This is a genomic window from Desulfovibrio sp. ZJ200, from assembly GCF_011039095.1.
Taxonomy (GTDB): Bacteria; Desulfobacterota; Desulfovibrionia; order Desulfovibrionales; family Desulfovibrionaceae; genus Desulfovibrio.
In genome coordinates this window covers 1-24,437 of record NZ_JAAKEH010000044.1, presented here as the reverse complement: position 1 = coordinate 24,437, position 24,437 = coordinate 1, and the positions used below count along the sequence as shown (strand labels likewise).

Below are 24,437 nucleotides of genomic sequence, written 5' to 3'. Positions count from 1 at the left end.
CGAAAAACGCGGTTTTCGCCTGAATGTACGCCGCGTTGCGGCGGCTGCCGCTTTCGCGTCAGCAGAGCATTTTCAAAGTGAAAATGCTCTAAAAACCGCTGAAGCCGAAAATGCTGCGCGTTTTCACCACGCAGGAAGCCGGACTGCCCGGCATGGGGGTATCCGCGGGCAGATCGGCAAGGGTTATGCGGGCAGGCAAAAAAAGCGCTGCTCCGGTGAATGCCGTTTTGTCCGCCTGTGCCGTGGCTTTTGCCGATTGTCCGGCGGGCAGGGGCTGCGGCGCAAGCACTTCGGCCACTTGGCCGCGCACCGTTTCGCCCTCGGCAGTCAGCCGCACGTCGCAGGTCTGCCCCACTTTGATATTCTGCTGCGACTCCAAAGAAAAATAGGCCAAGACCCAAAAAGCCTGCGACCGGTCCGAACCCTCAGGCAAAATCAGCATAACCGGATCGCCGCGTTGCAGCATGTGCCCGGGCGCGGCAAGCGCGCGCAGCACACGTCCGCTTACAGGCGCGTAGAGCCTGTCGTCCACCTGCGCGGGCAGGGGTTCCGCGGACGGCCCGGCAGGGGCATAGCGGTTGCGGGAGGCCCATTGCCTGGCCCTGAGTATTTCATCACGAACCCGGCCCAATTCCTGATCCAGAGCCGCGCGCACCCTGCTGGCCTGCTCAAATTCGTCCTTTGCGCTCTGCATGCGGGCGCGGGCTTCTGCTTCAGCGCGACGGGCCGTTGCGTAGCGGGATTTTCCCACCATGCGCTCGCCGCCCTGGCTGTCCAGCGAACGCAAAGCGAGCTGGGCGCGGACATGCTCGGCCACGCGTTCATCGCGCTGCGCGCGCATGGCTTCTTCTTCATGACGGGCCTGGGCAAGCCGCAGAACCATGTCTTTTTCCGCCTCCTGAGCCTGCTTGACCCGGGCCGCGGTTTCCTCCATGTCCGGCGGCCGCAGCCCGGCAGCCTCCTGCCCGGCCCGGCGCAACTGCCGGGCAAAAGCGTCGGCGTCCATGCGCGCCACAGGCCGGCGCGCCTCCACACGCTCCCCCTCGCGCACATTGATTTCCGCAAGGCGGCCTGAAAAATCCGGGGAAACCGTGTAAATCATGCCGTCCAGCATACCCCAGACGCTGTCGACGCGGCCGCTTGCCAGCCACCACCAGGAGAGGCCCAGCAAAAGCGCCGCCAACGCGCTCATGAGCACAGGCAGCCGCAACAAACGCGCCGCAAAGGATTTTTTCCGCGCCGGCATTTCCAGATAGAGTGATTCCGCCATAAAAACCTCGCTGCATCAAGCCGCCAAAAGATCCCGCATTCAAGAAATATGCAGATATTGTACCAGATATGCAGGCCGCCTGCCTTTACAAGTCGCCCGCGGACGCATACAAAGGCAGGGCTTGCGGGACCGTTCGGCCATACAAAGCCCGGCGGAACTCGCCACAGGAGAGACTATGTTCATCATGCGCCTTGCCGCTCTGCTCTGCCTGGGCGGCCTGCTTTTCGGTTGTGCCACCAGGCCCGTGGTCGTGGTGGAAAAAGATCAATTCATCCGCATGGCCCGGCAGATGCGGCACGAACTTCAGGCTCGCGGACTGCTGGACAATGACGGCTCCTATCTGGCCTCCTTTTCTCTGGCGGGCTTCAGCGATTACGGAGAAACGCTTTTCCGCCGCCTTTCGCCCGCGTTTATGCTCGACGATGCCGGAGACGTCTTCCCGGGGGAAAGTTTTGCCGCGCTCCAGCCGCAAGGCCGGGTCAAACACTGGCCCAACGGCTTCAGCATAGACCAGCCCGCCCGGAAACTCACGCTCACTATGATTGCCATTGCCGATTGGAACAACGACGGCCAGGACGAATGGATCGTCTCTTGCCTGGCGGAGCCCAAAAACGGCGGCCGCACCCGCACCTATTATCTGCTGGTGCCCCCGCCGCGCCATGAGCGCGAGCCGCTCAAGGGCACGGTTGCCGCTGTGTACGAATGCTTCGGCCTGGCCTGCAACCTGTATGTGCGCGACAGCAAAGTCATTGAGCGCGCCGCGGCGGATCCTCTGGCTCCGCCCACTGTGGTGCAGGACGTGGTGCCCGGCTTGCAGCCCGTTACCGCGCCGCCAAGCAAAAAAGCTCCGGCAGCCCGAAGCGGGATTGAAGAACGCAATCTTTGAGAGTGCAAGCCCTTTCCTGATAAAAATACGATGAAATTTATTTCCTCACAAATCGCTCTTTTCATGCAGCAGCGCAGCACACGCCGCAACATAGAATTTCTGCTGCGTTTTTTTGCCATGCTGGTGGGGCTTATCGTCCTGTACAGCATTCTTTTTCACTTCATCATGCAGTATGAGGGCCGCAGCTATACCTGGGTGACCGGCGTTTACTGGACCCTTACGGTCATGTCCACCCTGGGCTTCGGCGATATTACCTTCACCTCGGATCTGGGGCGCATATTTTCCATTGTGGTGCTCATGTCCGGCGTTTTTTTGCTGCTGGTCATGCTGCCGTTCACCTTTATCCAGTTTTTTTACGCGCCGTGGCTGGAAGCGCAAAAAAAAGGGCACACGCCCCGCTCCATTCCTCAGGACGCCAAAGGGCATATCATTGTGGTCAACGCCAGCCCCATTGCGCTCAATCTGGTGGACGATCTGAGAAATTACGGCGCGCGCTGCGTGCTGCTCTGCCACGACAGCCCCACCACCCTGGAACTGCTGGATCAGGGCTACGACGCGGTGGTGGGCGAGCATGATCACAGCGAAGTTTACCGCAATCTGCGGCTGCCCCAGGCCGCCATGCTGGTGGCCCTGGACAACGACATGCGCAATACCAGCATTGTTTTCACGGCCCGCGACGTGGACGCGCAGGCGCCCATCGTGGTCGGCGCCCAGAGCGATGACGCCATTGATATTTTGCTTCTGGCGGGCAGCACGCATGTGTACCAGTTTCACAAACTGCTGGGCGAGGCGCTGGCGCGCCGCGTGCTCAACGCCAGGGCGCGCTCCAGCGTGATCAGCCGCTATAACAAGCTGGTGGTGGCCGAGGCCCCGGTCATGCGCACGCCTTTGGTGGGGAAATCCCTGCGTGAGTGCGGCCTGCGCAAAGCCACAGGGGCCAACGTGGTCGGGCTGTGGGAGCGGGGCAAGTTTGTCCTTCCCGCGCCGGATACCGTGTTCACGGACACAATGGTCATGGTGATTGCGGGAACCAGACGGCAGATCACGGCCGTGGATCTTCTGCTCGGCCCCTGCGCTTCAGGAACGGAAGACGCCAACGAAGCCCCTGTAGTGATCCTGGGCTGCGGGCGGGTTGGCCAGGCCGCGGCCCGGCAGTTGGCGGCCAGTAAACGCGAATACCGCATCGTGGACAAAAAGTTCAAAAGCGGCGTTGCCCGAAATCATCTCATTGTCGGGGACGCGGCGGATCTGGGGGTGCTGGAGCAGGCGGGCATCCGCACTGCGCCTTCGGTGCTGATCACCACGCACGACGATGACACCAATATCTATCTGACCCTGTACTGCCGCCGCCTGCGCCCGGATATTCAGATCATCAGCCGCGCCACCCTGGATCGCAATGTGAACATTCTGCACGCGGCCGGAGCGGATCTGGTCCTGTCGCTGGCTTCTATGGTCACCAACAGCATCATCAACCTGCTCTCGCCGGGCAAAGTGCTGATGGTCAATGAAGGATTGAACATCTTCCGCAGCACCGTGGGCAAAAGCCTGGCCGGCAAGGCGCTCATGGGCAGCGGCATCCGCAGCGGCACGCATTGCAGCGTGCTGGCGCTGCGCGACGCCAGCGGCACGATGCACATCAACCCGGATCCGGATCAGGTCTTTGAGGAGGGCGATGAAATGTATCTCATCGGCGACTCTCAGGCGGAAAAGGCCTTTTACGAAACCTTCGGGCGCGACGCGGATCTCACGGAGTAAGGCAGGGCGCGCCTGCCGCGCCCAAAGCCTGAGCGTGCAGCCGCAAGACGGTTTGGGGCTCTCCGGCCATCCAGGGCTGCCGCATCTTCTGCGGCAGCCCTGGATGGCCGGAGCAGAATTGGCCTATGCCCTCCATATTCCGGCGTATCTTAGAGCATTTTCACTTTGAAAATGCTCTAACACAGTTCCGCGTTGGCGCGCATGCTCCAGATGCCGCAGGGGCAGACACCCGCGCAGATGCCGCAGCCGATGCAGCGCCCGGGCTCCGAGACATACTCAAAAGCGCCTGAGGCCAATTCCCTGCGGTCAATGGCCTTTTCCGGGCAGGATGTCAGGCACATTTTACAATCCCGGCAGGTGCCGCAACTGAGGCAACGCGTGAAATCCTCCCGGGGCGCGGGCAGATCCGCCCTATGGCATGTAGTGAAATAGGCCGTGTGCAGGCGGGCGGCAGGCACAGGCTGCCTTTGCTCGGGCGGCCGCCTTTCGCCGCGCAGCCAGGCATCCGCGGCCAGCGCGGCCTGACGGCCCGTGCCGATGGCGTGAGCCAGCAAGCCCGGCCTGATCACGTCGCCCGCCGCGAACACGCCGTCCATAACGCTCAGATCCGCTCCGGGCGCAAGCCAGTCGCGAAATTTTTCCACCCCCTCCGGCAGATAGGAAAGATCCGGCGACTCGCCCACGGCGACGATCACCATCTGGCCGGGGATCAGCCTGCCGTCCTGGGCGATCACCCCCCTGTCCGTGATTTCTCTGGTCTGCACGGGCCAGAGCAGCTTGCCGCCCAGGCTTTCGATGTGGGCGATCTCATGGGCAAAGGCCGCGGGCTTTTGCACGTCGATGCAGGTCACCTGGCGCGCGCCCAGGGCAAAGGCCGCGGCAGCCGCGTCCATGCCCGCGTTGCCGCAGCCGATGACCACCACGCTTTGCGGCACGGGGGGCCTTTCGCCGCGGTTCACGGCCTTCAGAAAATCCAGGCAGCCGATGCTCCTTTCATGGCCCGGCCAGGGGAAAATGCGCGGCAGATGGCCGCCCGTGGCCAGGATCAGGGCGTCGTGCTTCTGGCGCAGCTCTGTGAAGCGCGCGGCGTCCACGCGGTAATTGGTCACAAAATGCACGCCCATGTCCTCAATGCGCCTGAGTTCCCTGAGCAGCAGATCATGATCCAGACGCTGGCGTGGAATGACCTGCTCAAGCTTGCCGCCCATGCGGGCGTCAGCTTCGTAGACCGTGACCTCGTGCCCCAGGCGGGCCAGTTGCCAGGCGGCCGTAAGGCCGCCCACGCCGCCGCCGATCACGCCCGGATGCCTGTTGCCGCGCTTTCGGGGCCGGGGCAGTTGCACATCCGCGGAACAGGCGCCCAGCCTGTTGATCTGCACCGGGCTGTCCAGGCTGCCGCGCGTGCAGCCCTGCATACAGGGATTGGGGCAGACGCTGCCGCAGACCGAGCCCGGAAAGGGCGTATAGTCAAGCACCAGGCGGTATGCCTCTTCAAGCCTGCCGTCACGCAGCAGGTTGAAACGGCGCTGGCTGGGGATGGCGGCCGGGCAATGAAACTCGCAGGGCGCGGCAAAGCGCGCATTTTCCCAGACAGGCACGCGCAGGCGGCCGTCGCCGCGGGCAACCAGACCGTTGACCGCAAAGTCGTCGGCGCAGACATCGCTGAAAATGCCGCCTTTGACCCATTCCTCGGCGCGATAGCGGGCAAGGCTCGGCGCTTCACTGGTTTCGCGCTCCTGGAACGGCAGGGGCGTGATTTTTTGCCAGTGCTGCCAGACCGCCAGATCTTTGCGCAATTCGGGCCGGTCAATGGCGATCAGAAAATCATCCAGCCCGGCCTTGAGATATTCCCTGTCCGCCTCATCCAGCTGGCTGACGCGCACTTCCGGCGGCAGAGAGCCCACAGGCCCGCGAAAATAGATCACGCCGCCCACCATGCCCACGCAGGACCGCTCGCCCAGCACCGAAGGCAGCGTCTCACACTCCCAGCCGCAGACCACGGCCCTGCCGCCGCCCATGAACTCAAAGGAAAAACTGCCCACGCTCTTGAGCACCCAGAGCTCGGGCGGCTCATAGAGCGGATCGTGCTTCATCAGCGAGCCGGAGCGCGTGCCCGCGCGGCCGCCGATGAGGATCTTGCCGGCCGCGGCGCAATGGGCGGCCGTGTCCCCGGCGTCGCCGCGCACCACAATGCGCCCCCCGGCGTTCAACCAGCCCACGTCGGCAGGGGCCGGGCCCTGCACCAGCACTTCCGTGCCGGGCAGGCACATGGAGCCCACGCGCTGGCCCGGATTGCTGACCGTGAAGGTCAGCTTTTTGCCGTCCCTGTTCCAAAGCGGGCCGCCGATGTCGTGCTGGCCCGAAGCCTCAATGTAAAATTCCGTCTCGCCCCGCTCCACCGCCGCCTCAACGGACAAGAGCAGATCCTGGGTGGACATGCGTTCGTGATTGTGCACCGTGCTTACGCGCAGCATGGTTTTCTCCTTCTTCGTATCTGCATCCACGCAATGATGCCGCTACCACTAGCAGGCATAGGCAATGCCCAGCTTGTCCGCCACGGCCTTGTCTGTGGAGACCAGGGCGTCGGACCGCCCCACCGGCAGGGAACTGTTGCCCGCCGGGGCGAGCAGTTTGCGCAGCTCCGCGTCAAAGGTCAGCATATAGTCGACAATGTTCTGCGCGCCCCGATCCACGTCCAGGCGTTTGACCAGGCGCGGATCCTGGGTGCAGATGCCCGTAGGGCATTTGCCGCTGTTGCAGGCGTTGCAGCGGCCATGCTCGTTGCCCACGCAGCCCAGCAACTGGATCAGGATCTTGCCCATGATCACGCCGTTGGCGCCCAGACAGATCATTTTAAAGGCGTCGGCCGCCGCATTGCCGCTCATGCCGATGCCGCCGCCCGCCCAGAGCGGGATCTGCCCCTGCAAGCCCTGAGACACGGCGGCCTGATAGCAGTCGCGCAGCTTGGAGACAATGGGATGGCCGGTGTGCTCCAGCGAGATCTCATTGGCCGCGCCCGTGCCGCCCTGGATGCCGTCCAGAAAAAAGCCGCCGCAAATCCTGTAGGGATCGCGCAGCAGATTGTTGTAGACCGAGACCGAAGTTGCCGAGGCCGCGCACTTGATGGCCACGGGCACACGGAAGCCGAAGGCCGCGTTGAGCGAGAGGTGCATTTTCTGCACCGACTCCTCAATGGAATAAAGCCCCTGATGGTTGGGCGGCGAATGCAGGGTGGCCTTGGGCACGCCCCGGATGGCCTGGATATGCGGCGCAACCTTGGCCGCGGGCAGCAGACCGCCGTCGCCGGGCTTGGCCCCCTGGCCGATCTTGATCAGCACCCCGGCAGGGTCGGTTTTCATTCTGGGCAGGGCCTTCACAATCCGGTTCCAGCCGAAATGCCCGGACGCGATCTGCAAAATCATGTACTTGAGCTGCCCGGACTCCAGCAGCTTGCCGGGCATGCCGCCCTCGCCCGAGCTCATGCGCACGGGCAGGCCGCATTTTTCATTAAGATACGCCGTGGCCAGGGCCAGAGCCTCCCAGGCCCTGGCGGACAATGCGCCGATGCTCATATCGCTGAAAATGACCGGATAAATCCAGCGCACCGGCGGCGTGCGCCCGCTGAGCACCAGACTGTGACCGTCCACGCTCAGGGGCAGCTCCCGGGCCAGCATCACCCGGCCCAGGGGCGCGCGGATGTCAAAGGTATGCCGCTCCGAATCCAGGGCCGGATCGGTCATCTGGCTGATGCGCCCCACCACGATGGCGTCCAGGGTGCGCGGCATGGCCAGATTGCTGCGGCCGCCCCGCTTGATGGGCCCCTGCGCGCGGGCCAGCAGGGAAAAGCGGTTATCGGGGTTGCGTACCGGCCGGATGGCGGCATTGGGGCAGATTTTCTCACACATGCCGCACCCCACGCAGGCGTGCCCGATGTCGGCCTTCTGCCTGATCACGGGCCGGGCCAGATGTTCGGGCGCGGGCTCGGGAAAAGCCTTGCGCGAGACCGTCACGCTGCGGCGCGAAACGTGGACCTCAATGGCATTGAAGGTGCAGGCCGCCACGCAACTGCCGCACATGGTGCAGCGTTGCGCATGGTACTCGATCTTCCAGGGCAGATCGTTGATGCCCAAATCCTGGGTTTTTACTGATTCCATCGCCGCACCGCCAGATCGTTGTCAATGACCAGCATTTCCCGCTCATGCGGGTAGATGTCGCGCGCCGCGTCGCGGCGCGGCAAAACAGCGTTCAGGCCGCAGACTTCCGAGGATACGGCCAGCATGTCGTCGTCGCCGCCCAGCACCAGGGGCCGCAGTTTTTTGGAGTCGCAACAGGCGATCATCCGCCCGTCGGGCAACAGGCCGATGATCGCGTTGGGGCCGTTGATTTCCAGATGCGTCAGGGATTCGCGGATAAGCTCAAGCACCTTGCGATCCGGGCGCTTTTCGACCTCCACAAAAGGCAAGGGCGTGATCACATGCTTATAATAGCTGATGGGCCAGCGCAGTTCATGCAGCACATAATGCAGGGTATACAGAAAATTCTGCGAGTCTGACTCAAAGCCGATGTAGCCCCTGTGCAGGGATTTCTGAAATTCCTTGTTCCTGGTGAAAAAAGTGTTCTCGCCGTTGGCGCAGAGCGTATAGCCCTGCAAAAAGAAAGGATGCGCCGCGTAGCGCACAATGTCGTAATTGGTATTCTGGCGGCACTGGGCCAGAATATTGCGGGCCGTAAGGCGGCCGTCGTCATTCCAGAGCCGGAAATAGACCGCGATATCCGCCGGGTCCCCGATTTCCTTGAGGGTCAGCACGTCGGGCCAGAACGAATAGACAAAGCCGTTGTTGCCCTCGTCCAGCAGGCCGCGCAGGGCCAGGCGCGTGTCCAAAAGCAGATCCTCGCGCTCCTCCGGGCTGCGGTAGCGGTAAATTTCAGGATACTCGTAATTGCGAAAGATATACCGCGGCATGGCTTCAATCTTCAGGCCGGGCTGTCTGTCCACGTCCGGAACCCATTGCGCCACCTGCACGAAGCCTTTTTCCTCCATATAATCGTTGACCAGCTGCACGCCCTGGGGCGTGCAGGCCAGCGAAAGCAGGGGCTTGTCCTTGTAGTGGCCGAACACGCCGTCCAGATCCTGCATGACCAGGGCAAAGCCCGAATTGTCGTGCCCTTCCTGCTGCGGCAGCATGAGATTGAGCGCCACGGAAGGATGCACCGGGGTTTTGCTCTTGATGGAACCTATTCTGCACATACGCTTTCTCCCTCACTGTTTCTGAAATGCTCCCCCTGCGGAGGGGGGCAGGCTTGCCGCGTCCCGGCACGGGCCCGGCGACCGCCGCGGCAGCCGCTGCGGCAAAGCAACGCGCATAACAAGCGCACAGGCCTGCGCTTGCCCGCGCAACAGCCGACCGTCACAACAACGGCACAGATTTCAGGGTAAGAATGAGCGTACGTTTCAGGCTTGCCGCGTTCCGGAACGGAACGCCGCGCTCTACAGTACAGAACCGGCAGGATTTTGCCGCTCAGGCCATGCGCAACCGGCACAGGGAGCACGGGAAGCATGCGGCCTGCCAGGCGCGCGACCGCTCCCGGATCTGCCGAATCCGAGAAGCGCCGAAACCGTTTAGAGCATTTTCACTTTGAAAATGCTCTGCTGACGCGAAAGCGGCAACCGCCGCAACACTGCGTACATTCAGGCGAAAACCGCGTTTTTTGCCTGAATGCCACCTTTGACTTTTAGAAAAAGTCAAAGGTAATCTGCTCTAGAGCGTTTTGCTCATGAAATCAGCGCAACGCTCCAGGACGGCTGCGGGCCACTCTACTGGGGGGGTGAAGAAATCCTGCACCACATCGTGAGGATAGGCAAGAAAAAAATTTCCGGCAGCGGCGCGTGCTTGACAAGGGGCCGGGCGGCTTGCAAAGTCTGCGTCCTGGCCGGTTTTTTTCAGGGCAATTTCCCTTTGAACCGGAGCGGGCGTTTCGCAAATGACAAGCGTATCCGCCCAATTTGAATAAAAAATAGCTTCTGGACTTAAGATAATAAACGAAGTACCGATAAGTACTTCCATCTCCGCATGATCGGGCGGCGCGACACATTTTGCCGTTTTTTGGCCCCGCGCCTGCGCCGGGAATTTTTTTCAGGGAAAGGCCATGCACTCGCACTACTCTATGTTTTCTACGCCTTCTTTGCAGCACGTTCCCGGTCTGCCCGGCCTGGAGGGCCGTTGCGGCAGGGCTTTGCCCGCCGCGCGCGAGAGAGAGTGGCGGCGTATTCCCTGTTCTTCTTGCGTTGTGCCCAGGCTGCGCGATTGCCCCAGGTCTCCGGGCTGAGCGCGCGGCTTTTTTCGTGATGCGCAAAAGATATCTTAACCTTGCGGCATAGCCCGCATTCAGAAAGGAGATTGTTCATGAAGCTGTCGACACAACTTACGTTGAGCATGGGGGTTCTGGTTATCCTGATCGCAGGCTTGGGCATCTATCTGCTTCAGCAGATGGCCAAACTCAACGATGTGTCCGCGGAACTGATCGAGCGCCAGATTCCCCTGGAAGAGCAGGTGGGCATCCTCAACAACGCGGCTTCGGAATACCGCCTGGCGGAAAACCGGCATATCTACGCCACCCAGCCGGCGGATATGCGGGAGCATGAAGCAAATATGCAGAACCTGGCAAAGGAGATCGCGGAAAGCATCAAAATCATTGAAGGCCTGATCATCAGGCCGCAAGTCAGGAAAGTCTTCCAGAGCTATCTGGCGGCCCGGGAGGCGTACAGGGAAGAATCCAAAGAGGTGGTCGCCCTTTCGACCCAGTTGCGCACCGAGGAAGCCATTACGGCCCTGAAGGGCGAATCAATGGCGCAGTATGTAAGAATGAGCACGGCTCTGGATGAGATGGTCAAAACGCTCCAGGACGTCACCCAACAGATCGACGCCCAAACCGACGCCATGTACGATTCTTCGCGTATGACCAGCATTGTTCTGATCGTCGGGGCCATATTGATCGCCGTGGCCCTGACCTGGTTTATCGTGCGCACTACCATGCGCCAGCTGGGCAAGGACCCCGGCGCGCTCAACTCCGTTGCGCACCGCGTGGTGGAAGGCGATTACGACATTGACGACGGCAGCAAAAAAGTGGGCGTTTACGGTTCCATTGTGGAAATGGTCACTGCCCTGAAGACGAACATTGAAAACGCCCAGCGCGAGTCGGAAAACGCCAGGGAGCAGTCGGCCAAGGCTCAGGAAGCCATGGAGAAGGCCGAGGCCGCCAGCAGGCAGGCCCAGGCCAAGACCGAAGCCATGCTCGTAGCGGCTGACAAGCTGGAGCAGGTGGGCAGCGTGGTCTCCTCGGCCTCCACCCAGCTTTCGGCCCAGATTGAGCAGTCGGATCGCGGCGCGGCGGAATCGGCGCAGCGCCTTTCCGAAGCGGCCACAGCCATGAACGAAATGAACGCCACTGTGCAGGAAGTGGCCAAAAACGCGGGTTCGGCCTCCCAGGCTTCAGCCGAAACCAAGCAGAAGGCCGAAGCCGGGGCCCAGGTGGTGGAACAGGCCGTGCACAGCATCGAGCAGGTGCATCAGCTCTCTCTGGAACTCAAGGAAGACATGTCCCAGCTCAATGAGCATGCCCAGGACATCACCCGTATCATGGGCGTTATCTCGGATATTGCGGATCAGACCAACCTGCTGGCCCTGAACGCGGCCATTGAAGCCGCCCGCGCGGGCGAAGCCGGACGAGGCTTTGCTGTGGTGGCCGACGAAGTGCGCAAGCTGGCTGAAAAAACCATGGCCTCCACCAACGATGTGGGCAACGCCATCAAGGCCATCCAGGAAAGCACATCCAAGAGCATGACCGGCATGGACAACGCGGTGCAGCGCATTGGCGAGGCCACGGAACTGGCCGGACAGTCGGGCGCGGCCCTGCAGGAAATCGTGGCCACCGTGGAAGCCACGGCGGATCAGGTCAATGCCATTGCCGCGGCCAGCGAGGAACAGTCCGCGGCCAGCGAGGAGATCAACCAGTCCATCGTGCAGGTCAATGACATGTCCCGCCAGACCGCCGAAGCCATGGCCGAAGCAGCCAAGGCCGTCTCGGATCTGGCCGCCCAGGCCCAGGGCCTGACCGCGCTCATTCAGGATTTGAAAGCCGACTAGTACGATCGCGCCGCCTTTGAAAAGCCGGGCGGCAACGCCCGGCTTTTTTGTATGAAAAGGAACCCCCCGGCTATGCCGGGGGGTTCCTTTTTTCGCAGGGCGTCAAACCGCCTCAGACGTTTTCAGCCGTTGGGGCCTCCGGCAGAGTTTTTTCATGCCCGGCAGGGGCGCTTCCCGCGGGCTTGCCTTCAGCGAACGCGGCCAGCGGCTCGCCATAATAGGCCTTGCGGTACAGCTCCTTCAGCTCGGCAATCAGAGGATAGCGCGGGCTTGCGCCGGTGCACTGATCATCAAAAGCCTGCTCGGCCATTTCATCCAGCCTTTGCAGAAAGTCGGCCTCCGGGATGCCCGCTTCGCGCAGCGAGGCCGGTATCCCCAGATCCCGCTTGAGAGATTCAATGGCCCGCACCAGGCGCGCGGTTTTTTCCGCCCGCGTTGCGGCGTCGTCGCCTTCCAGATCATCGGCCAGATGCAGCATGTCCGCCATGCGGGCATAGCGCCCCTTGACCCAGGGATATTTATACTGCGGCAGCATGCCCTGCTTGGTGGGCGTGTCCGTGGCGTTGTACTCGATCACATAGGAAAGCATGATCGCGTTGGCCAGACCGTGCGGCACATGAAAGCAGGAGCCCAGGGTATGCGCCAGGGAATGGCAGATGCCCAGAAAGGCGTTGGCAAAGGCCATGCCCGCCATAGTCGCGGCATAGTGCATTTTTTCGCGCGGCACCAGCCTCTCCTCGCCGCCCTGATAGGAACGGCGCAGATACTTGAAAACCAGGCGCACGGCCTCCATTGCCTGCCCGTCCGTGAAATTGGTGGCCAGCGTGGAGGTATAGGCCTCTATGGCGTGCGTCAGCACATCAAGGCCCGCGTTGGCGATCAGGGAGGGCGGCAGATCCATGACAAATTCAGGGTCCACAATGGCCATGTCCGGGGTCAGGGCATAGTCCGTGACCGGGTATTTGACGCCGGTAGCGGTATCGGTGATCACGGCGAAGGGCGTCACTTCCGAGCCTGTGCCCGAAGTGGTGGGGATGGCGACCATGACCGCCTTTTTGCCCAGATCCGGGAAGGACACCACCCGCTTGCGGATGTCCATGAAGCGCAGGGCAACATCCTCAAACCTGATGTCCGGCACTTCATAGAGCAGCCAGATGATCTTGGCCGCGTCCATGGGCGAGCCGCCGCCAAGGGCAATGAACATGTCCGGCTGAAAGGCATTGACCATGTCCAGGGCCTTCCGGGCCGTGGCAATGTCCGGGTCGGGCTGCACGCCGGCAAAAATGCGGAACTCCATGCCCATGCTTTCCAGAACGTCCGTCACTTTCTGCACATGCCCGAGCTTTTCCATGGTGGCATCGGTAATGATGCAGGCCCGGCGGCGATCCGCATACTCTTCCAGCGCAGGGCGCAGGGCCCCGAGCTTGAAATAGATTTTGGGCGGCACACGGTACCAGAGCATGTTTTCACGGCGGCAGGCCACGGTTTTGACATTCATGAGATGCTTCACCCCGATGTTTTCGCTCACGGAATTGCCGCCCCAACTGCCGCAGCCCAGGGTCAGGGAAGGCGCAATGCGAAAGTTGTACACATCCCCTATGGCCCCTTGCGAGGCAGGCATATTGATCAAGGTCCGGCCGGTGGTCATGGTATCCTGAAAAAGCTCAATGTGCGCCGTGTTCGACTCGCGCGTGTAGAGCACCGAGGTGTGCCCGGCCCCGCCCAACTGCACAAGGCTCTGGGCCATGTCCACCGCGGCCGCGAAATCCGGCGCCCGGTAAAAACCGAGCACCGGCGAAAGCTTTTCATGCGCAAAGGGATCGTCGGCCCTGATGGCCGCGCGCTCGGCAATCAGCACCTTGGTGTTTTCCGGCACGTTGAGACCGGCCATTGCCGCAATGCGCGCAGCTGGCTGCCCGACTATGGCGCTGTTCAGCGCGCCGTTGACGAACAGGGTCCCGGCCAGGGCCTCGCTTTGCTTTTTGTCGGCAAACCAGGCCCCGCGCTTGAGAAATTCCTCGCGCACGGCGTCGGCAATGCTCTCTTCGGCGATCACAGTCTGTTCCGAGGCGCAGATCATGCCGTTGTCAAAGGTTTTGCTGAGCAGAATGGAATTGACCGCCATTTTGATGTCCGCCGTGGCGTCGACGATCACCGGCGTGTTGCCCGCGCCCACACCGATGGCGGGCGTGCCCGAGCTGTAGGCGGCATGCACCATGCCCGGGCCGCCGGTGGCCAGAATCAGGTTGACGTCCTTGTGGCTCATCAGATGCTGGGAGAGCTCGGCGCTGGGTTCTTCCAGGCAGTCAATGATATTTTCCGGCGCTCCGGCCTGTACCGCGGCCTCCAGAATAATCATGGCCGCGGCCCTGGTGCTGCGCCTGGCGCGCGGATGCGGGGAAATAATGATGCCGTTGCGCGTCTTGAGGCAGAGCAGGGTCTTGAAAATGGCCGTGGACGTGGGGTTGGTGGTGGGCACGATGCCTGCCACCAGGCCCAGGGGCGCGGCGATCTCCCGGTAGCCGGAAACCGGGTCGTCTTCAATGATCCCGCAGGTTTTGGCATCTTTGTACTTGTTGTAGATGTATTCCGAGGCAAAGTGATTTTTGATCACCTTGTCTTCCAGGACGCCCATGCCGGTTTCCTCCACAGCCATTTTCGCCAGCTCGATACGTTTGGCCGTGGCCACGGCAGCGGCATGGTGAAAAATCCTGTCCACCTGCTCTTGCGTGTAATGCGCAAAGATTGCCTGCGCCGCACGCACACGCTCGATCATGGCGTCCAATTGTTCCGTTGCTTTGCTCATATCCGCTCCTCTGCCGGGTTTGCGTTGCTCTTCATCATGTCTGAGGTCGTGCGGGCACTTGTGAGCCCTGCCGACTGGCCCGGGCCTTGCGCGATCACGGCGCGCATGCGGCGACATTCACCCATGCGCGGAAACATGAAAAGGCAAAGTCTCCAAGACCTGTATATATCCTATATATAGAATACGATTTAGGCAACACAACCCCTGGGCATAGAGATATGGTTGCCTGTTTCACGATGGGCAGATCCTGCCCTGTACGCAAAAAGGGAGGTTGCCCTCCCCTTTTTACATGCATCCAATTCGATCACGGGTTCAATTCAGTGTGCGCAAGCGGCGGATGGCTTCTTCCGTATCTTCCGGCGAACCAAAGGCCGTGAGGCGCACATAGCCCTCGCCACTGAGCCCGAAACCCGCGCCCGGCGTGCAGACCAGGGCGGCCTGATGCAGGAGGCGATCAAAAAAGCCCCAGGAATCCATGCCCTTGGGCACGCCGACCCAGATATACGGGGCGTTGACGCCGCCAAAGACCTCCAGGCCCATTTCCTTCACAGCGGCGCTGAGCAGTGCGGCGTTGCTCTGGTAGCCCCTGATCACGCCCATGATTTCTTCCCGGCCCTTCTCGCTGTAGGCAGCGGCCGCGGCGCGCTGCACAATATAGGCGCAACCGTTGTATTTTGTGCTTTGGCGGCGGTTCCAGAGCGCGTTCAGACTGGCCGCGCCGCCCTTGCCGTCGCTGATCCGCAGGGCTTTGGGCACCACGGTGTAGGCGCAGCGCAGACCGGTAAAGCCGGCTGTTTTGGAAAAACTGCGAAATTCCACGGCCACTTCCTGCGCGCCGTCCAGCTCGTAAATGCTGTGCGGCACATCCGGGTCGCGGATAAAGGCTTCATAGGCGGAGTCATAAAGAATGACGCAGCCCTCGCGCCGGGCGTAGTCCACCCAGCCTTGCAGGGCCGCGCGCGACAGCACCGTGCCCGTGGGATTGTTGGGGTAGCAGAGATAGATCATATCCGGCCGGGTCGTGGGAAAGTCCGGCACAAAGTCATTGGCTTTGACGCAGGGCAGATACACAATCCTGCTCCACTGCCCGTTGGCCATGTCCCCGGCGCGGCCCGCCATGACGTTGGAATCCACATAAACCGGATACACCGGGTCGGTCACGGCCACCACGCTGTCCGGGGCGAAGAGTTCCTGAAAATTGCCCACATCGGACTTGGCCCCGTCGCTGACAAAAATTTCATCCGGGCTCAGATCCACGCCGCGCGCCTTGTAATCGTACTCCATGATCACATCGCGCAGAAAGGCATAGCCCTGCTCCGGGCCGTAGCCGTGAAAGCGGGCGGGGTCGCCCATGTCATCCACGCCTTTGTGCAGGGCCTGAAGCACGGCCGGGACCAGCGGGCGGGTCACGTCGCCGATGCCCAGGCTGATCACCCGGGCGTCGGGGTTGCGGTCTTTAAAATCCGCCACCTTGCGCGCAATGTCCGAAAAAAGGTAATTGCTTTGCAGCTTGAGAAAATCGGGGTTGATTGCAGCCATATATCCCTCAATGGTTTTCAGATGAAATACACGCCGTCAAAAACCGTTGTTGCGCCGCCGGTCATGTAGACGTGATCGTCGCTTTTGTCCCAGTCGATATGCAGCACGCCGCCCTTGAGCTCCACATCCGGCGAACGGCCGGTATAACCGTTGAGCGCGCAGGCCACTGCCGCGGCGCAGGCTCCGGTGCCGCAGGCCAGGGTCTCCCCTGCCCCGCGCTCCCAGACGCGCATGCGGATTCTGGTGGAGGAAAGCACTTCCACAAATTCCGTATTGGTGCGCTGGGGAAACAGGGGGTGATGCTCAAAAAGCGGGCCCAGCTTCGGAAGATCCAGATCGTCTATGCCCTGCATGAAGACCACGGCGTGCGGGTTGCCCATGGACACGGCGGTAATCGCATAGGTGGTCCCGCCCACTTCCACGGGGCGGGAGATAAAGCGCTGCGCGTCCTCGCCCGCAGCGGGCGCGGACGAAAGCCGCAGGGGAATGCGCTCCGGCGCGAGCACTGGCTCGCCCATGTCCACGGTGGCGCCGCAGACCTGGCCCGCCTCGAAGAGCAGGCGCACGATCTTGACGCCCGCGGCTGTTTCCAGACGGATGACATCTTTTTTGACGATGCCGTGATCGTGCGCGAATTTGCCCACGCAGCGGGTGGCGTTGCCGCACATTTCCGCTTCCGAGCCGTCGGCGTTGAACATGCGCATGCGCACGTCAGCCGTGGCCGAGGGCAGGATCAGCACCAGGCCGTCGGAACCCACGCCAAAATGGCGGTCGCTGATCCGCGCGGCAAGCTCATGGGGATTGTCCACGCGCTCTTCAAAACCGTTGATGTACACATAATCGTTGCCGATGCCCTGCATCTTGGTAAAACGCACTCCCGCGCTCATGACAGCTCCTTTCTCCTGGGCAAAACGGGCCCGCGCCCGTTGCCGCCCGCAGCGCCCTTGCAGTGAACTGAGTTTGTCAGCATACCTGCGAAAAGGCTGAAAGTAAAGGCGACCGCCCGAGAGAAGGATTCACTGTCAGAGTCACTCATATATAAATCCCTGGAGTTCCCTCACGATACATTTTCTTTAATTTCATATAGATATATAAAAATCCCGGAGCCTGACTCTGACGTTTCATGCCCTGGAGATCCCCCGGTTGATTATCCATTTTCTTATCCATTTTTTTGTCTTCTTCTTTATTTTCACCATAAGTTACTGATAGTTATTGAAATCAGAAAAAAATCCAAAAAAAATAACATTTTTTTGGATTTGAGCGCGTTTTTATCCGCAATGAACTCCTCCCGGCCATGTGTCCCGCGGCATGGTCGGGCGGAGTTTTTTTCATATACGGCATACCTCCCCGTCCTCCTTCCTTTCAGAAACTCCCACATAGCCGGTCTCCTCCGCTCAAGCTCCGCTGTCTTGGGACGGGGTGCCTTCCAGGCGCCCGCCTGCGGTGATCGTGATGCCCACGTTCAGGCCATCATCGTCAACTCTCCCCATGATCCTCTCTGGGGAAAACGCCGTCCAGAGAAAGCCAAAAAAAAGCCGCTGAGCGGCAACTCAACGGCTTCATTGCAGAACTGATGTTCTTACGCATGTAACGTGAGAACAACGATAGCCGGAAGGTTCCTCGTTGTCAACAACGAATCTGCTGTTTTTGTCTTTTTCCTGGGCAAAGAAAAAAAAATGAAAACTTTTTCGCCAAAAGGAAAGATTCACGGCCCGATTCTACCTTTGTTTGTCTTGCAAAAACCGATCACGTTTGGAGCAAAGACCATGTACGCGATCTTATGCGATTATGCCGCCGAAAAAGACCATTGCTGGCCGTCTCAGGCTACACTTGCCAAACGCCTGTCATGCAGCATCAGCAGCATCAAAAATTACCTTGGCGAACTTGTCAGAGAAAAGCTCATTTCCATCAGGCGTGAGCAATACCGTTCTTCCGTTTATTATCTCTTGCGGCCTGAGGAACTTGTCGCAAAACAAGAGACAAAACTTGCCCACAAGCAGTCAGAAGCTGGCTGTCATGAGGCAAAATCTGGCTACTTAACCAATCTTAACAAACAACGAAAAGAAAGAAACTCCCCCCCTTCCCCCCATGCGCGGGGAGAAATGGCGGCAAGTCCTGTCCGCCGCACGCCCGGAGCGCCTGCGGCGGGGGGCGTGTCTTCTCCCTTGCGTGATTTTGAAAATACCTGGGCCTTGTACCCCAAAAAGGGGGCCAAGGGCTTCGCCCGAATGGCATGGCTTACACTTCTGCGAAGCGGCCAACTTCCGGCGCTCCCGGAACTTCATGCCGCGATCCGGCGATTCGCGGACTCAAAAAGCTGGCAACGCGAGCAGGGACGCTTTGTGCCACAACTGGGGAACTGGCTGCGCGGACAACGCTGGCTTGATCCATTCCCTCCTGCGGAACTGGCCGAGGCGGCACAAGATCAGTCTACACTTCAAGCTCTTCGTGCCCTCGAAGAGCGGGAACAGCGCCTGAAGGAACAGCAGAAAGCAAAAAGAGCGCGACTGCGGCCCTTGTTCGATGCCTTTGCGGCAAAATTCCCGCCCATAGCCAATGATGCCATGCCGTTTGGCATCTGGCAGTACTTGCATTCCCAGAATCGTGCGCCCTCGGCGGACGATGTTCCACCAGAGAATGATCTGGGAATTATAATCAGTTTCATTGATAGATATAGAACTATCTGTTTGTCTATTATCTTTAGCTCTATATTGACGCATACATTGTACTTCAAAAAAATCAATTAATTATAAAACCATTTTTCAAATTCAAATCCCGCTTTTTGTGTACCAATATCTTTAGCTATTTCATGTAATTTTTTCTCTAAGGAAGATAATGTCATTTGATTTAGTTTCCATTTTTCTGAATTTCTTCCATATTCTTCTATTTCTTTGATTTTTCGTCATTACTTCTTATTCTAGTTACTTCTGTATCAATAATTTTTTTTAAGTTCTCAACTCTCTTTTTGGCGGCCTCTACTCTTAAAGGAGAATCATCAAAACCTTGTAAATCTGGAAATTTATTTAAAGACTTTTAGAATTGCATCAAATACAATTTCAGAAAGCTGATGGGATTATTCAATCTTCATATTGTTTTTATTTAGCATAGTTATGTCAACACACGATTTTTTAAAAATATAAAAATCGCGAAGCATTAATAATACTACATCCCATCCCCATAAAGAGATCTGCAAATAGCATCCCTATAAACATTCCCTTCCGGTAAATTCATTGAAGAAAATGCTTCCTGTACCTTATACACAGTAGTACAATGCTCTTCTATTATATCAAGTGGTGTAATTTCCCCATCATTTCCTTTTTCCAAATAGTCGTAAGCAATAAAATGAATAGATGCTGGCTGACTTGGAAATTGAGGAATTCTATCTTTTCCGCCTAATCTATTAAGAACGCGAGTATAAACCGACTTCGGACATACAAAAAACAAGCCTGTTTTGCATAAATCTTCACGTTGCAAGACCTGACCTTTATAAATTAACTGAGGTATAATTCTCTTAGAAACATTTTCCCAATTTAATCCAACAGTATCTGGTATAAGTTTTCTATTGACCAAAAGTGAATCTCGCGCTTCTCGATAATTTCCTGTTGTATCTATTGTTTGAACTTCAATTGCTGTAAATTCGACAAGTTCACCGTAATTATCTAATCTTGCTAATACCCAATCAACAAAATAGGAACCTGTACCTGCTCTTTGAGGAAGTCTCAACTCACCTCCCCATCCATGACCGAAAACAGCAACTGCACCATTTTCAACTTGGGCTTTCTTTACAGTAGCACGTCCAGAATACAATTCTAACTTACATCCAAAAGCTTGTTGAGCTATCAAGTGAAGCATCTTATAATTTTCAGCATAGATTCTATTGGGACAACAAATCACATCGGGAGAACCTGTTGTTTTCTGTCGAACAGCGCATACTCCAGAAATAATTCTATCGCGTGACAATACTTTGGTACATTGAGACCCCAAAAAAGGACATATTTGCCGTATTGCCGCCATAGCAGCGTGTTTTGAGCAATCTTCTGCACGATATCCAAAAAATTCAGATATATATCCTGCCATTTAGCATCCCTCGACCAAAATAGATTTTAGAGCTAATCCAACTGATTCTGCTAATAATGGAGGCACAGCATTTCCGACTTGCGCGAATTGTTGCACTTGAGAACCAGTAAAAATAAAATGGTCAGGAAAGGATTGTATTCGTGCTGCCTCTCTTACTGTAAAAGATCGATCTTGATTATAATGAAAATATGCGCCCCAATGAGGATCACATTTCGTCAAAATAGTCGATGCTAAGCCATCTGGCATTACTCGTCCATATCGTTTCGTATGATCAGATTTTCTTGCTCGTTTCATACCAGAAGGAAGTAGTTCATTTGGTATATCTGTCCAGTTCCTTCCTGGTTTAATATATTTTAGTCTTTCTTGATTTTCCTTAGACAATCTAGGCGCCTCATGATTATAAATACCTGTACTGCCGATTCTTGCTCTTTTTTGATAGTCACAAAAAGGCTCACAAATATACGATTTTATCATAGGACCTCGTTCTCCACATTTGAGCGAAGGTAAGTCCCCAATTGCTTCTTGAACAGTTGTAAAGTTAGCTGAAGCATTAGATGATGGCATTTTTACAAGCATTTGCCCATCAAAAGTAGTTGTGAAATTCGGTCTAATTGGAGCATGATAAATTGGTTCTGGGAAAGCAAGGGGGGGGAGGCTCTTACCTCTTAACCCTAATATAATTGTTCGCCATCTCATTTGCGGCACTCCATAGTAGGCCGCCCCAAGGATACGAACATCTGCCCCATATCCTAGCTCAGCTAAAGCATCCAAAATGGCATGAAGTGTAGCTCCATGTTCAAAAGAAACTAGTCCAGGAACATTTTCAATTAAAATAGCCCGAGGAGCAAAAGCATCTACAAATCGCAGGTACTCTTTAAACAAATGATTTCTTTGGTCAAGAATACTCCGAACAGGAGCGTTGATAGAAAAACCCTGGCACGGTGGGCCTCCAGCTAATAAGTCCAATTCACCACGTTCGAGACGTAATTCTTCTCGAATACTTTTTGCATCAAGTGTACGAATATCAGCAGTAACCATTTTTGCAGAAGGATGATTTTTTCTGTATGTTTCTGCATATACTGGTATAATCTCGGATGCAAAAAGAGCATGAAACCCCGCACATGACAATCCTTCAGACAGACCACCTGCTCCAGAAAACAAGTCTATCATTGTAAGTGCATTATCGGTCATGCGATATTCTTCTCTTTTTGCACACTGGCTTTCGTCGGTTTTTTCGCGGTTTCAGGGATAATCCAGATACGACTCATACGTTTTACTCCGACGATACGATTTTCTTTACATCATTACTGTCCGGCTAAGGGACGAGAGATAACGAGCTGAGATTGAATGCGTTTTCAATTTTTCTTCTCTGTGAACGCAGCAGATCTTCCAAAGAAGCCACACCCAACAGGTTGATCTAGATAAGCTGACAAAGCTGTTGGACAGAAATGTCGAGACGGCTGAGGAATTTCTGGTACGCAAGGAGCAGGTAGACTGTGAGGGCCGTAAAAATCTGGATCATGACCGCGTTTTCCGAGTTGCCGACAAAGCTCCTGATACGCAGGTTTTGCTTGATTTCCTTGAAGAACAGCTCGATCTGCCAGAGGTCTTTGCAGATGTCGGCGATGGTTTGGGCGCTCAGTCGGAACTGATTGGTCAGGAATTCGTAGCGCCTGCCACTTTCCGGATCGCGGTAGCCTGTTCGGCGCAGGCGCAGCGGTTTCCCACGGGTGGCGACCTCAATGGCGTGGTCTGAGGTTACGCCGCTTCTCCGGTTCACAAGGCGGCGTTCCAGCAATGTACACACAACGTTCCGCTTGAGGCGCGTGACAAATGAAATATTCCTTGCTCCGAGCGCCTGAAACCAGTTGTGGTCCACATAGCCCTTGTCGAAAACCACGATAGAGCCTCTGGGCAGCTCAAGCGTCCTGTCGATGCGGCTTTTGTGGGCTCTGGCCTCGGTAATGGCCACAAATGCCGGGATATGGCCGTCGTGGTCCAGCGGCACATGCATTTTGATCCCGCCTCTGGTCTTGCGAAAAGAGGCCCAGGGAAAGAGCGACAGGCAAAGCTTGATGGTGGTTGCGTCCAGGCTGAACAGCCGGGACTTGAAGCGGAATTTGTGTTTCGGGGCCTTTGAGGCGCACAAGCCGTACATTTCAGCGAACAAATCCCGGAAAAAGCCCACGGGCCGCGTGGTATTCGCATCGGCCACGGTTGAGCGGGCCACATTCTTCAGGCCAAAATGATAGAGACGCCTTGAGGCGGCTTTCAGACAACATAAAGCGTCCCGCAGGGAAGGTCTGTCGGCAAGCTGGATGAAGTCCATAACGGTGAACTGTTCCTTGAAACCGAATTTGCGGGACGCACGCCCGGTCTTATGCCGCTGTGCGAGCTTTTGAAAAACATGTCCGGGAATGAGGGATCGCGCCTGGGAGAAAAGAGTGCTATGGTGACTCAAGTCCAAAATCTCCTTATGTGGTGGGTTGTTACATAAACCACTTCTACCACATTTCGTTGAGATTTTGGACTTTTTTCTTATCCCTTAGCCGGACAGCAATGTCTTTACATAAAATTTGTACTTGGCGTGGGGTTATTCCCCATTTTACAGCGGCTTCTTGAGCCGTAATATAACCATGCACGCTCACCCCTCAACAGTTTATGTGCCATCTACTGCTTTAGAAGGTATTCGTTTAAACGAAATTATGCAAGCCTCTTAGGCTATGTCCAGCACAATTCATTATCGCCCGATAATATCCCCTTCTTTTTGGGTAATTGCTGGGGTATTTTTTATAGATTTATTTTTATCAAAATATATCAATATGTTACATCTAAAAAAGTATTGACATGTATAAAGCTGTGAAAAATCAGGGGCAAAGCACCTAGAGCAGATTACCTTTGACTTTTTATGAAAGTCAAAGGTGGCATTCAGGCGAAAAACGCGGTTTTCGCCTGAATGTACGCCGCGTTGCGGCGGCTGCCGCTTTCGCGTCAGCAGAGCATTTTCAAAGAGAAAATGCTCTATGCGGGCGGCCTGACCAAAGTGATCATCGGCGCTCTGGCGCTCGGCCTGGGAGAACTCCTCGGCTCCGGTTCCGCCACCCTTTTCGGCTCTGACCAGACCTCCGGCATGGATGAACTCGGCCTGTAGGCGTGAGGCGATGAAATGAGCATCTTCAACAAACGAAAAGACGCCCCGAAGCCGCAGGAGCCGGAACAGGGCATGAACGCCATTCATGCGGAGCCGCCCGCCCCGGATGCCGCCGCCGTCATCGGCGGTCTGGACTGGTACAGGACGCAGTTTCGCCGTTCCATGAAGCTCTCGCTGTGTCTGGTCGCGGCGCTCTGCCTGAGCGTTTCCCTCTCGGCGCTGCTGCTCCTGAACCAGCCGAAGCCGCGCTACTTCGCGGCCACGCCGGACTTGCGGCTCGCGCCGATGGTTCCGCTGGATCAGCCGCTGCTGACGCAGGAGGGGCTGCTGACCTGGGTCTCAAACGCCATTACCGGAGCCATGTCGCTCAACTTTCTGGAATGGCGGGAAAAGCTGGAAAGCATCAGGCCGCACTTTGAGGACGAGGCGTTCAAATCCTTCCTCGCTTCCCTGCAAGGTTCCGGCATCCTGGACATGATCCGGGACAAACGGCTTTCCGCGTCCGCTGTTGCCACGCGCGCGCCGGTCATCATCGCTTCCGGTCTGGTGGGCGGCAGGGCCACATGGAAAATCGAGTTTCCCCTGATTGTTTCCTACGAATCCAGCCAGGGAGTGGAAAGCACGCAAAAACTTCTTGCCACAGTCCTTGTCCGCCGCGCGTCCACGGCAAAGACGCCGCGCGGCGTGGTCATTCAACAAGTGGTGCTGAAAAGGGATTCCTGATGCTTGATATACTGGTCAACGGCGTGGATCGCGGCGTCCGTGCCCTGTCTGAAGCGTTTGCCGCGCCGGTTCACAGCTATTGCAGA

At 57.4% G+C, this 24,437-nt stretch carries 19 protein-coding genes; 6 read left to right on the top strand and 13 right to left on the bottom strand.

From position 1 onward, the window contains the following. Positions 1–88: 88 nt before the first annotated feature. Positions 89–1,270 (bottom strand): HlyD family efflux transporter periplasmic adaptor subunit, encoded by a 1,182-nt coding sequence (locus G7Y52_RS11680; RefSeq protein ID WP_165072128.1) that lies wholly within the window; start codon positions 1,268–1,270, stop codon positions 89–91. Between the two features lie 175 nt (positions 1,271–1,445). Between G7Y52_RS11680 and G7Y52_RS11675 the strand changes: the two genes are divergently transcribed. Continuing rightward, positions 1,446–2,156 (top strand): hypothetical protein, encoded by a 711-nt coding sequence (locus G7Y52_RS11675; protein ID WP_165072126.1) that lies wholly within the window; start codon positions 1,446–1,448, stop codon positions 2,154–2,156. Positions 2,157–2,186: 30 nt separating this feature from the next. After that, positions 2,187–3,911, top strand: a complete 1,725-nt coding sequence (locus tag G7Y52_RS11670; protein WP_165072124.1) for an NAD-binding protein — start codon at positions 2,187–2,189, stop codon at positions 3,909–3,911. On the opposite strand, the gene G7Y52_RS15025 is transcribed toward G7Y52_RS11670, so the two are convergent. The 4 genes from G7Y52_RS15025 to G7Y52_RS11655 are packed head-to-tail and all read right to left on the bottom strand — an operon-like array spanning position 3,901 to position 9,159. After that, positions 3,901–4,047, bottom strand: a complete 147-nt coding sequence (locus tag G7Y52_RS15025; protein WP_206215279.1) for a hypothetical protein — start codon at positions 4,045–4,047, stop codon at positions 3,901–3,903. The genes G7Y52_RS11670 and G7Y52_RS15025 overlap by 11 nt on opposite strands. A gap of 40 nt (positions 4,048–4,087) precedes the next feature. Then, positions 4,088–6,385 carry an FAD-dependent oxidoreductase gene (locus G7Y52_RS11665; protein ID WP_165072122.1) on the bottom strand — a complete coding sequence of 766 codons (2,298 nt, stop codon included), beginning with the start codon at positions 6,383–6,385 and terminating at the stop codon, positions 4,088–4,090. A gap of 48 nt (positions 6,386–6,433) precedes the next feature. Then, positions 6,434–8,065: a glutamate synthase-related protein gene (locus G7Y52_RS11660; RefSeq protein ID WP_165072120.1), complete on the bottom strand. Its 1,632-nt coding sequence runs from the start codon at positions 8,063–8,065 to the stop codon at positions 6,434–6,436. Next, on the bottom strand, positions 8,053–9,159 hold the full coding sequence (locus G7Y52_RS11655) for a glutamate synthase (protein ID WP_165072118.1): 1,107 nt from the start codon (positions 9,157–9,159) through the stop codon (positions 8,053–8,055). The genes G7Y52_RS11660 and G7Y52_RS11655 overlap by 13 nt, the downstream gene beginning before the upstream one ends. A gap of 309 nt (positions 9,160–9,468) precedes the next feature. On the opposite strand from G7Y52_RS11655, the gene G7Y52_RS11650 reads away from it, so the two are divergent. Continuing rightward, positions 9,469–9,648 (top strand): hypothetical protein, encoded by a 180-nt coding sequence (locus G7Y52_RS11650; RefSeq protein ID WP_165072116.1) that lies wholly within the window; start codon positions 9,469–9,471, stop codon positions 9,646–9,648. A 22-nt stretch (positions 9,649–9,670) separates the two neighbouring features. Here G7Y52_RS11650 and G7Y52_RS11645 read toward each other — a convergent pair whose 3' ends face one another. Then, positions 9,671–9,976: a hypothetical protein gene (locus tag G7Y52_RS11645; protein ID WP_165072114.1), complete on the bottom strand. Its 306-nt coding sequence runs from the start codon at positions 9,974–9,976 to the stop codon at positions 9,671–9,673. Positions 9,977–10,315: 339 nt separating this feature from the next. On the opposite strand from G7Y52_RS11645, the gene G7Y52_RS11640 reads away from it, so the two are divergent. Next, on the top strand, positions 10,316–12,055 hold the full coding sequence (locus G7Y52_RS11640; RefSeq protein ID WP_165072112.1) for a methyl-accepting chemotaxis protein: 1,740 nt from the start codon (positions 10,316–10,318) through the stop codon (positions 12,053–12,055). A gap of 112 nt (positions 12,056–12,167) precedes the next feature. On the opposite strand, the gene adhE is transcribed toward G7Y52_RS11640, so the two are convergent. From adhE to dapF, 3 genes are all read right to left on the bottom strand, one after another. Next, positions 12,168–14,861 carry a bifunctional acetaldehyde-CoA/alcohol dehydrogenase gene (adhE, locus tag G7Y52_RS11635; RefSeq protein ID WP_165072110.1) on the bottom strand — a complete coding sequence of 898 codons (2,694 nt, stop codon included), beginning with the start codon at positions 14,859–14,861 and terminating at the stop codon, positions 12,168–12,170. A gap of 312 nt (positions 14,862–15,173) precedes the next feature. Then, a complete protein-coding gene (locus tag G7Y52_RS11630; protein ID WP_165072108.1) occupies positions 15,174–16,400 on the bottom strand; it encodes an LL-diaminopimelate aminotransferase in 1,227 nt (408 codons plus the stop codon). Positions 16,401–16,417: 17 nt separating this feature from the next. Continuing rightward, positions 16,418–17,287 carry a diaminopimelate epimerase gene (gene dapF / locus G7Y52_RS11625; RefSeq protein ID WP_165072106.1) on the bottom strand — a complete coding sequence of 290 codons (870 nt, stop codon included), beginning with the start codon at positions 17,285–17,287 and terminating at the stop codon, positions 16,418–16,420. A gap of 705 nt (positions 17,288–17,992) precedes the next feature. Here dapF and G7Y52_RS11620 point away from each other — a divergent pair. After that, a complete protein-coding gene (locus G7Y52_RS11620) occupies positions 17,993–19,147 on the top strand; it encodes a helix-turn-helix domain-containing protein (protein WP_165072104.1) in 1,155 nt (384 codons plus the stop codon). A gap of 415 nt (positions 19,148–19,562) precedes the next feature. On the opposite strand, the gene G7Y52_RS11615 is transcribed toward G7Y52_RS11620, so the two are convergent. The 4 genes from G7Y52_RS11615 to G7Y52_RS11600 all read right to left on the bottom strand — a co-directional run bounded on the left by G7Y52_RS11615 (position 19,563) and on the right by G7Y52_RS11600 (position 23,715). Further along, positions 19,563–20,477, bottom strand: a complete 915-nt coding sequence (locus G7Y52_RS11615) for a NotI family restriction endonuclease (protein WP_165072102.1) — start codon at positions 20,475–20,477, stop codon at positions 19,563–19,565. Then, positions 20,478–21,668, bottom strand: a complete 1,191-nt coding sequence (locus G7Y52_RS11610) for a DNA cytosine methyltransferase (RefSeq protein WP_165072100.1) — start codon at positions 21,666–21,668, stop codon at positions 20,478–20,480. Positions 21,669–21,894: 226 nt separating this feature from the next. After that, positions 21,895–22,938 carry an IS4 family transposase gene (locus G7Y52_RS11605; protein ID WP_241159721.1) on the bottom strand — a complete coding sequence of 348 codons (1,044 nt, stop codon included), beginning with the start codon at positions 22,936–22,938 and terminating at the stop codon, positions 21,895–21,897. A gap of 279 nt (positions 22,939–23,217) precedes the next feature. Continuing rightward, a complete protein-coding gene (locus G7Y52_RS11600) occupies positions 23,218–23,715 on the bottom strand; it encodes a hypothetical protein (RefSeq protein WP_165072098.1) in 498 nt (165 codons plus the stop codon). On the opposite strand from G7Y52_RS11600, the gene G7Y52_RS11595 reads away from it, so the two are divergent. Then, complete coding sequence (locus tag G7Y52_RS11595) at positions 23,701–24,351, top strand: DotI/IcmL/TraM family protein (protein ID WP_165072096.1); 651 nt, start codon at positions 23,701–23,703, stop codon at positions 24,349–24,351. The genes G7Y52_RS11600 and G7Y52_RS11595 overlap by 15 nt on opposite strands. The last annotated feature ends 86 nt before the right edge of the window (positions 24,352–24,437 follow it).

Coding starts and splice junctions, on each gene's coding strand:
- G7Y52_RS11680 (WP_165072128.1), bottom strand. CDS start 1,270: ATGGCGGAATCACTCTATCTGGAAATGCCGGCGCGGAAAAAATCCTTT.
- G7Y52_RS11675 (WP_165072126.1), top strand. CDS start 1,446: ATGTTCATCATGCGCCTTGCCGCTCTGCTCTGCCTGGGCGGCCTGCTT.
- G7Y52_RS11670 (WP_165072124.1), top strand. CDS start 2,187: ATGAAATTTATTTCCTCACAAATCGCTCTTTTCATGCAGCAGCGCAGC.
- G7Y52_RS15025 (WP_206215279.1), bottom strand. CDS start 4,047: ATGGAGGGCATAGGCCAATTCTGCTCCGGCCATCCAGGGCTGCCGCAG.
- G7Y52_RS11665 (WP_165072122.1), bottom strand. CDS start 6,385: ATGCTGCGCGTAAGCACGGTGCACAATCACGAACGCATGTCCACCCAG.
- G7Y52_RS11660 (WP_165072120.1), bottom strand. CDS start 8,065: ATGGAATCAGTAAAAACCCAGGATTTGGGCATCAACGATCTGCCCTGG.
- G7Y52_RS11655 (WP_165072118.1), bottom strand. CDS start 9,159: ATGTGCAGAATAGGTTCCATCAAGAGCAAAACCCCGGTGCATCCTTCC.
- G7Y52_RS11650 (WP_165072116.1), top strand. CDS start 9,469: ATGCGGCCTGCCAGGCGCGCGACCGCTCCCGGATCTGCCGAATCCGAG.
- G7Y52_RS11645 (WP_165072114.1), bottom strand. CDS start 9,976: ATGGAAGTACTTATCGGTACTTCGTTTATTATCTTAAGTCCAGAAGCT.
- G7Y52_RS11640 (WP_165072112.1), top strand. CDS start 10,316: ATGAAGCTGTCGACACAACTTACGTTGAGCATGGGGGTTCTGGTTATC.
- adhE (WP_165072110.1), bottom strand. CDS start 14,861: ATGAGCAAAGCAACGGAACAATTGGACGCCATGATCGAGCGTGTGCGT.
- G7Y52_RS11630 (WP_165072108.1), bottom strand. CDS start 16,400: ATGGCTGCAATCAACCCCGATTTTCTCAAGCTGCAAAGCAATTACCTT.
- dapF (WP_165072106.1), bottom strand. CDS start 17,287: ATGAGCGCGGGAGTGCGTTTTACCAAGATGCAGGGCATCGGCAACGAT.
- G7Y52_RS11615 (WP_165072102.1), bottom strand. CDS start 20,477: ATGGCAGGATATATATCTGAATTTTTTGGATATCGTGCAGAAGATTGC.
- G7Y52_RS11610 (WP_165072100.1), bottom strand. CDS start 21,668: ATGACCGATAATGCACTTACAATGATAGACTTGTTTTCTGGAGCAGGT.
- G7Y52_RS11595 (WP_165072096.1), top strand. CDS start 23,701: ATGAACGCCATTCATGCGGAGCCGCCCGCCCCGGATGCCGCCGCCGTC.
- G7Y52_RS11600 (WP_165072098.1), bottom strand. CDS start 23,715: ATGAATGGCGTTCATGCCCTGTTCCGGCTCCTGCGGCTTCGGGGCGTC.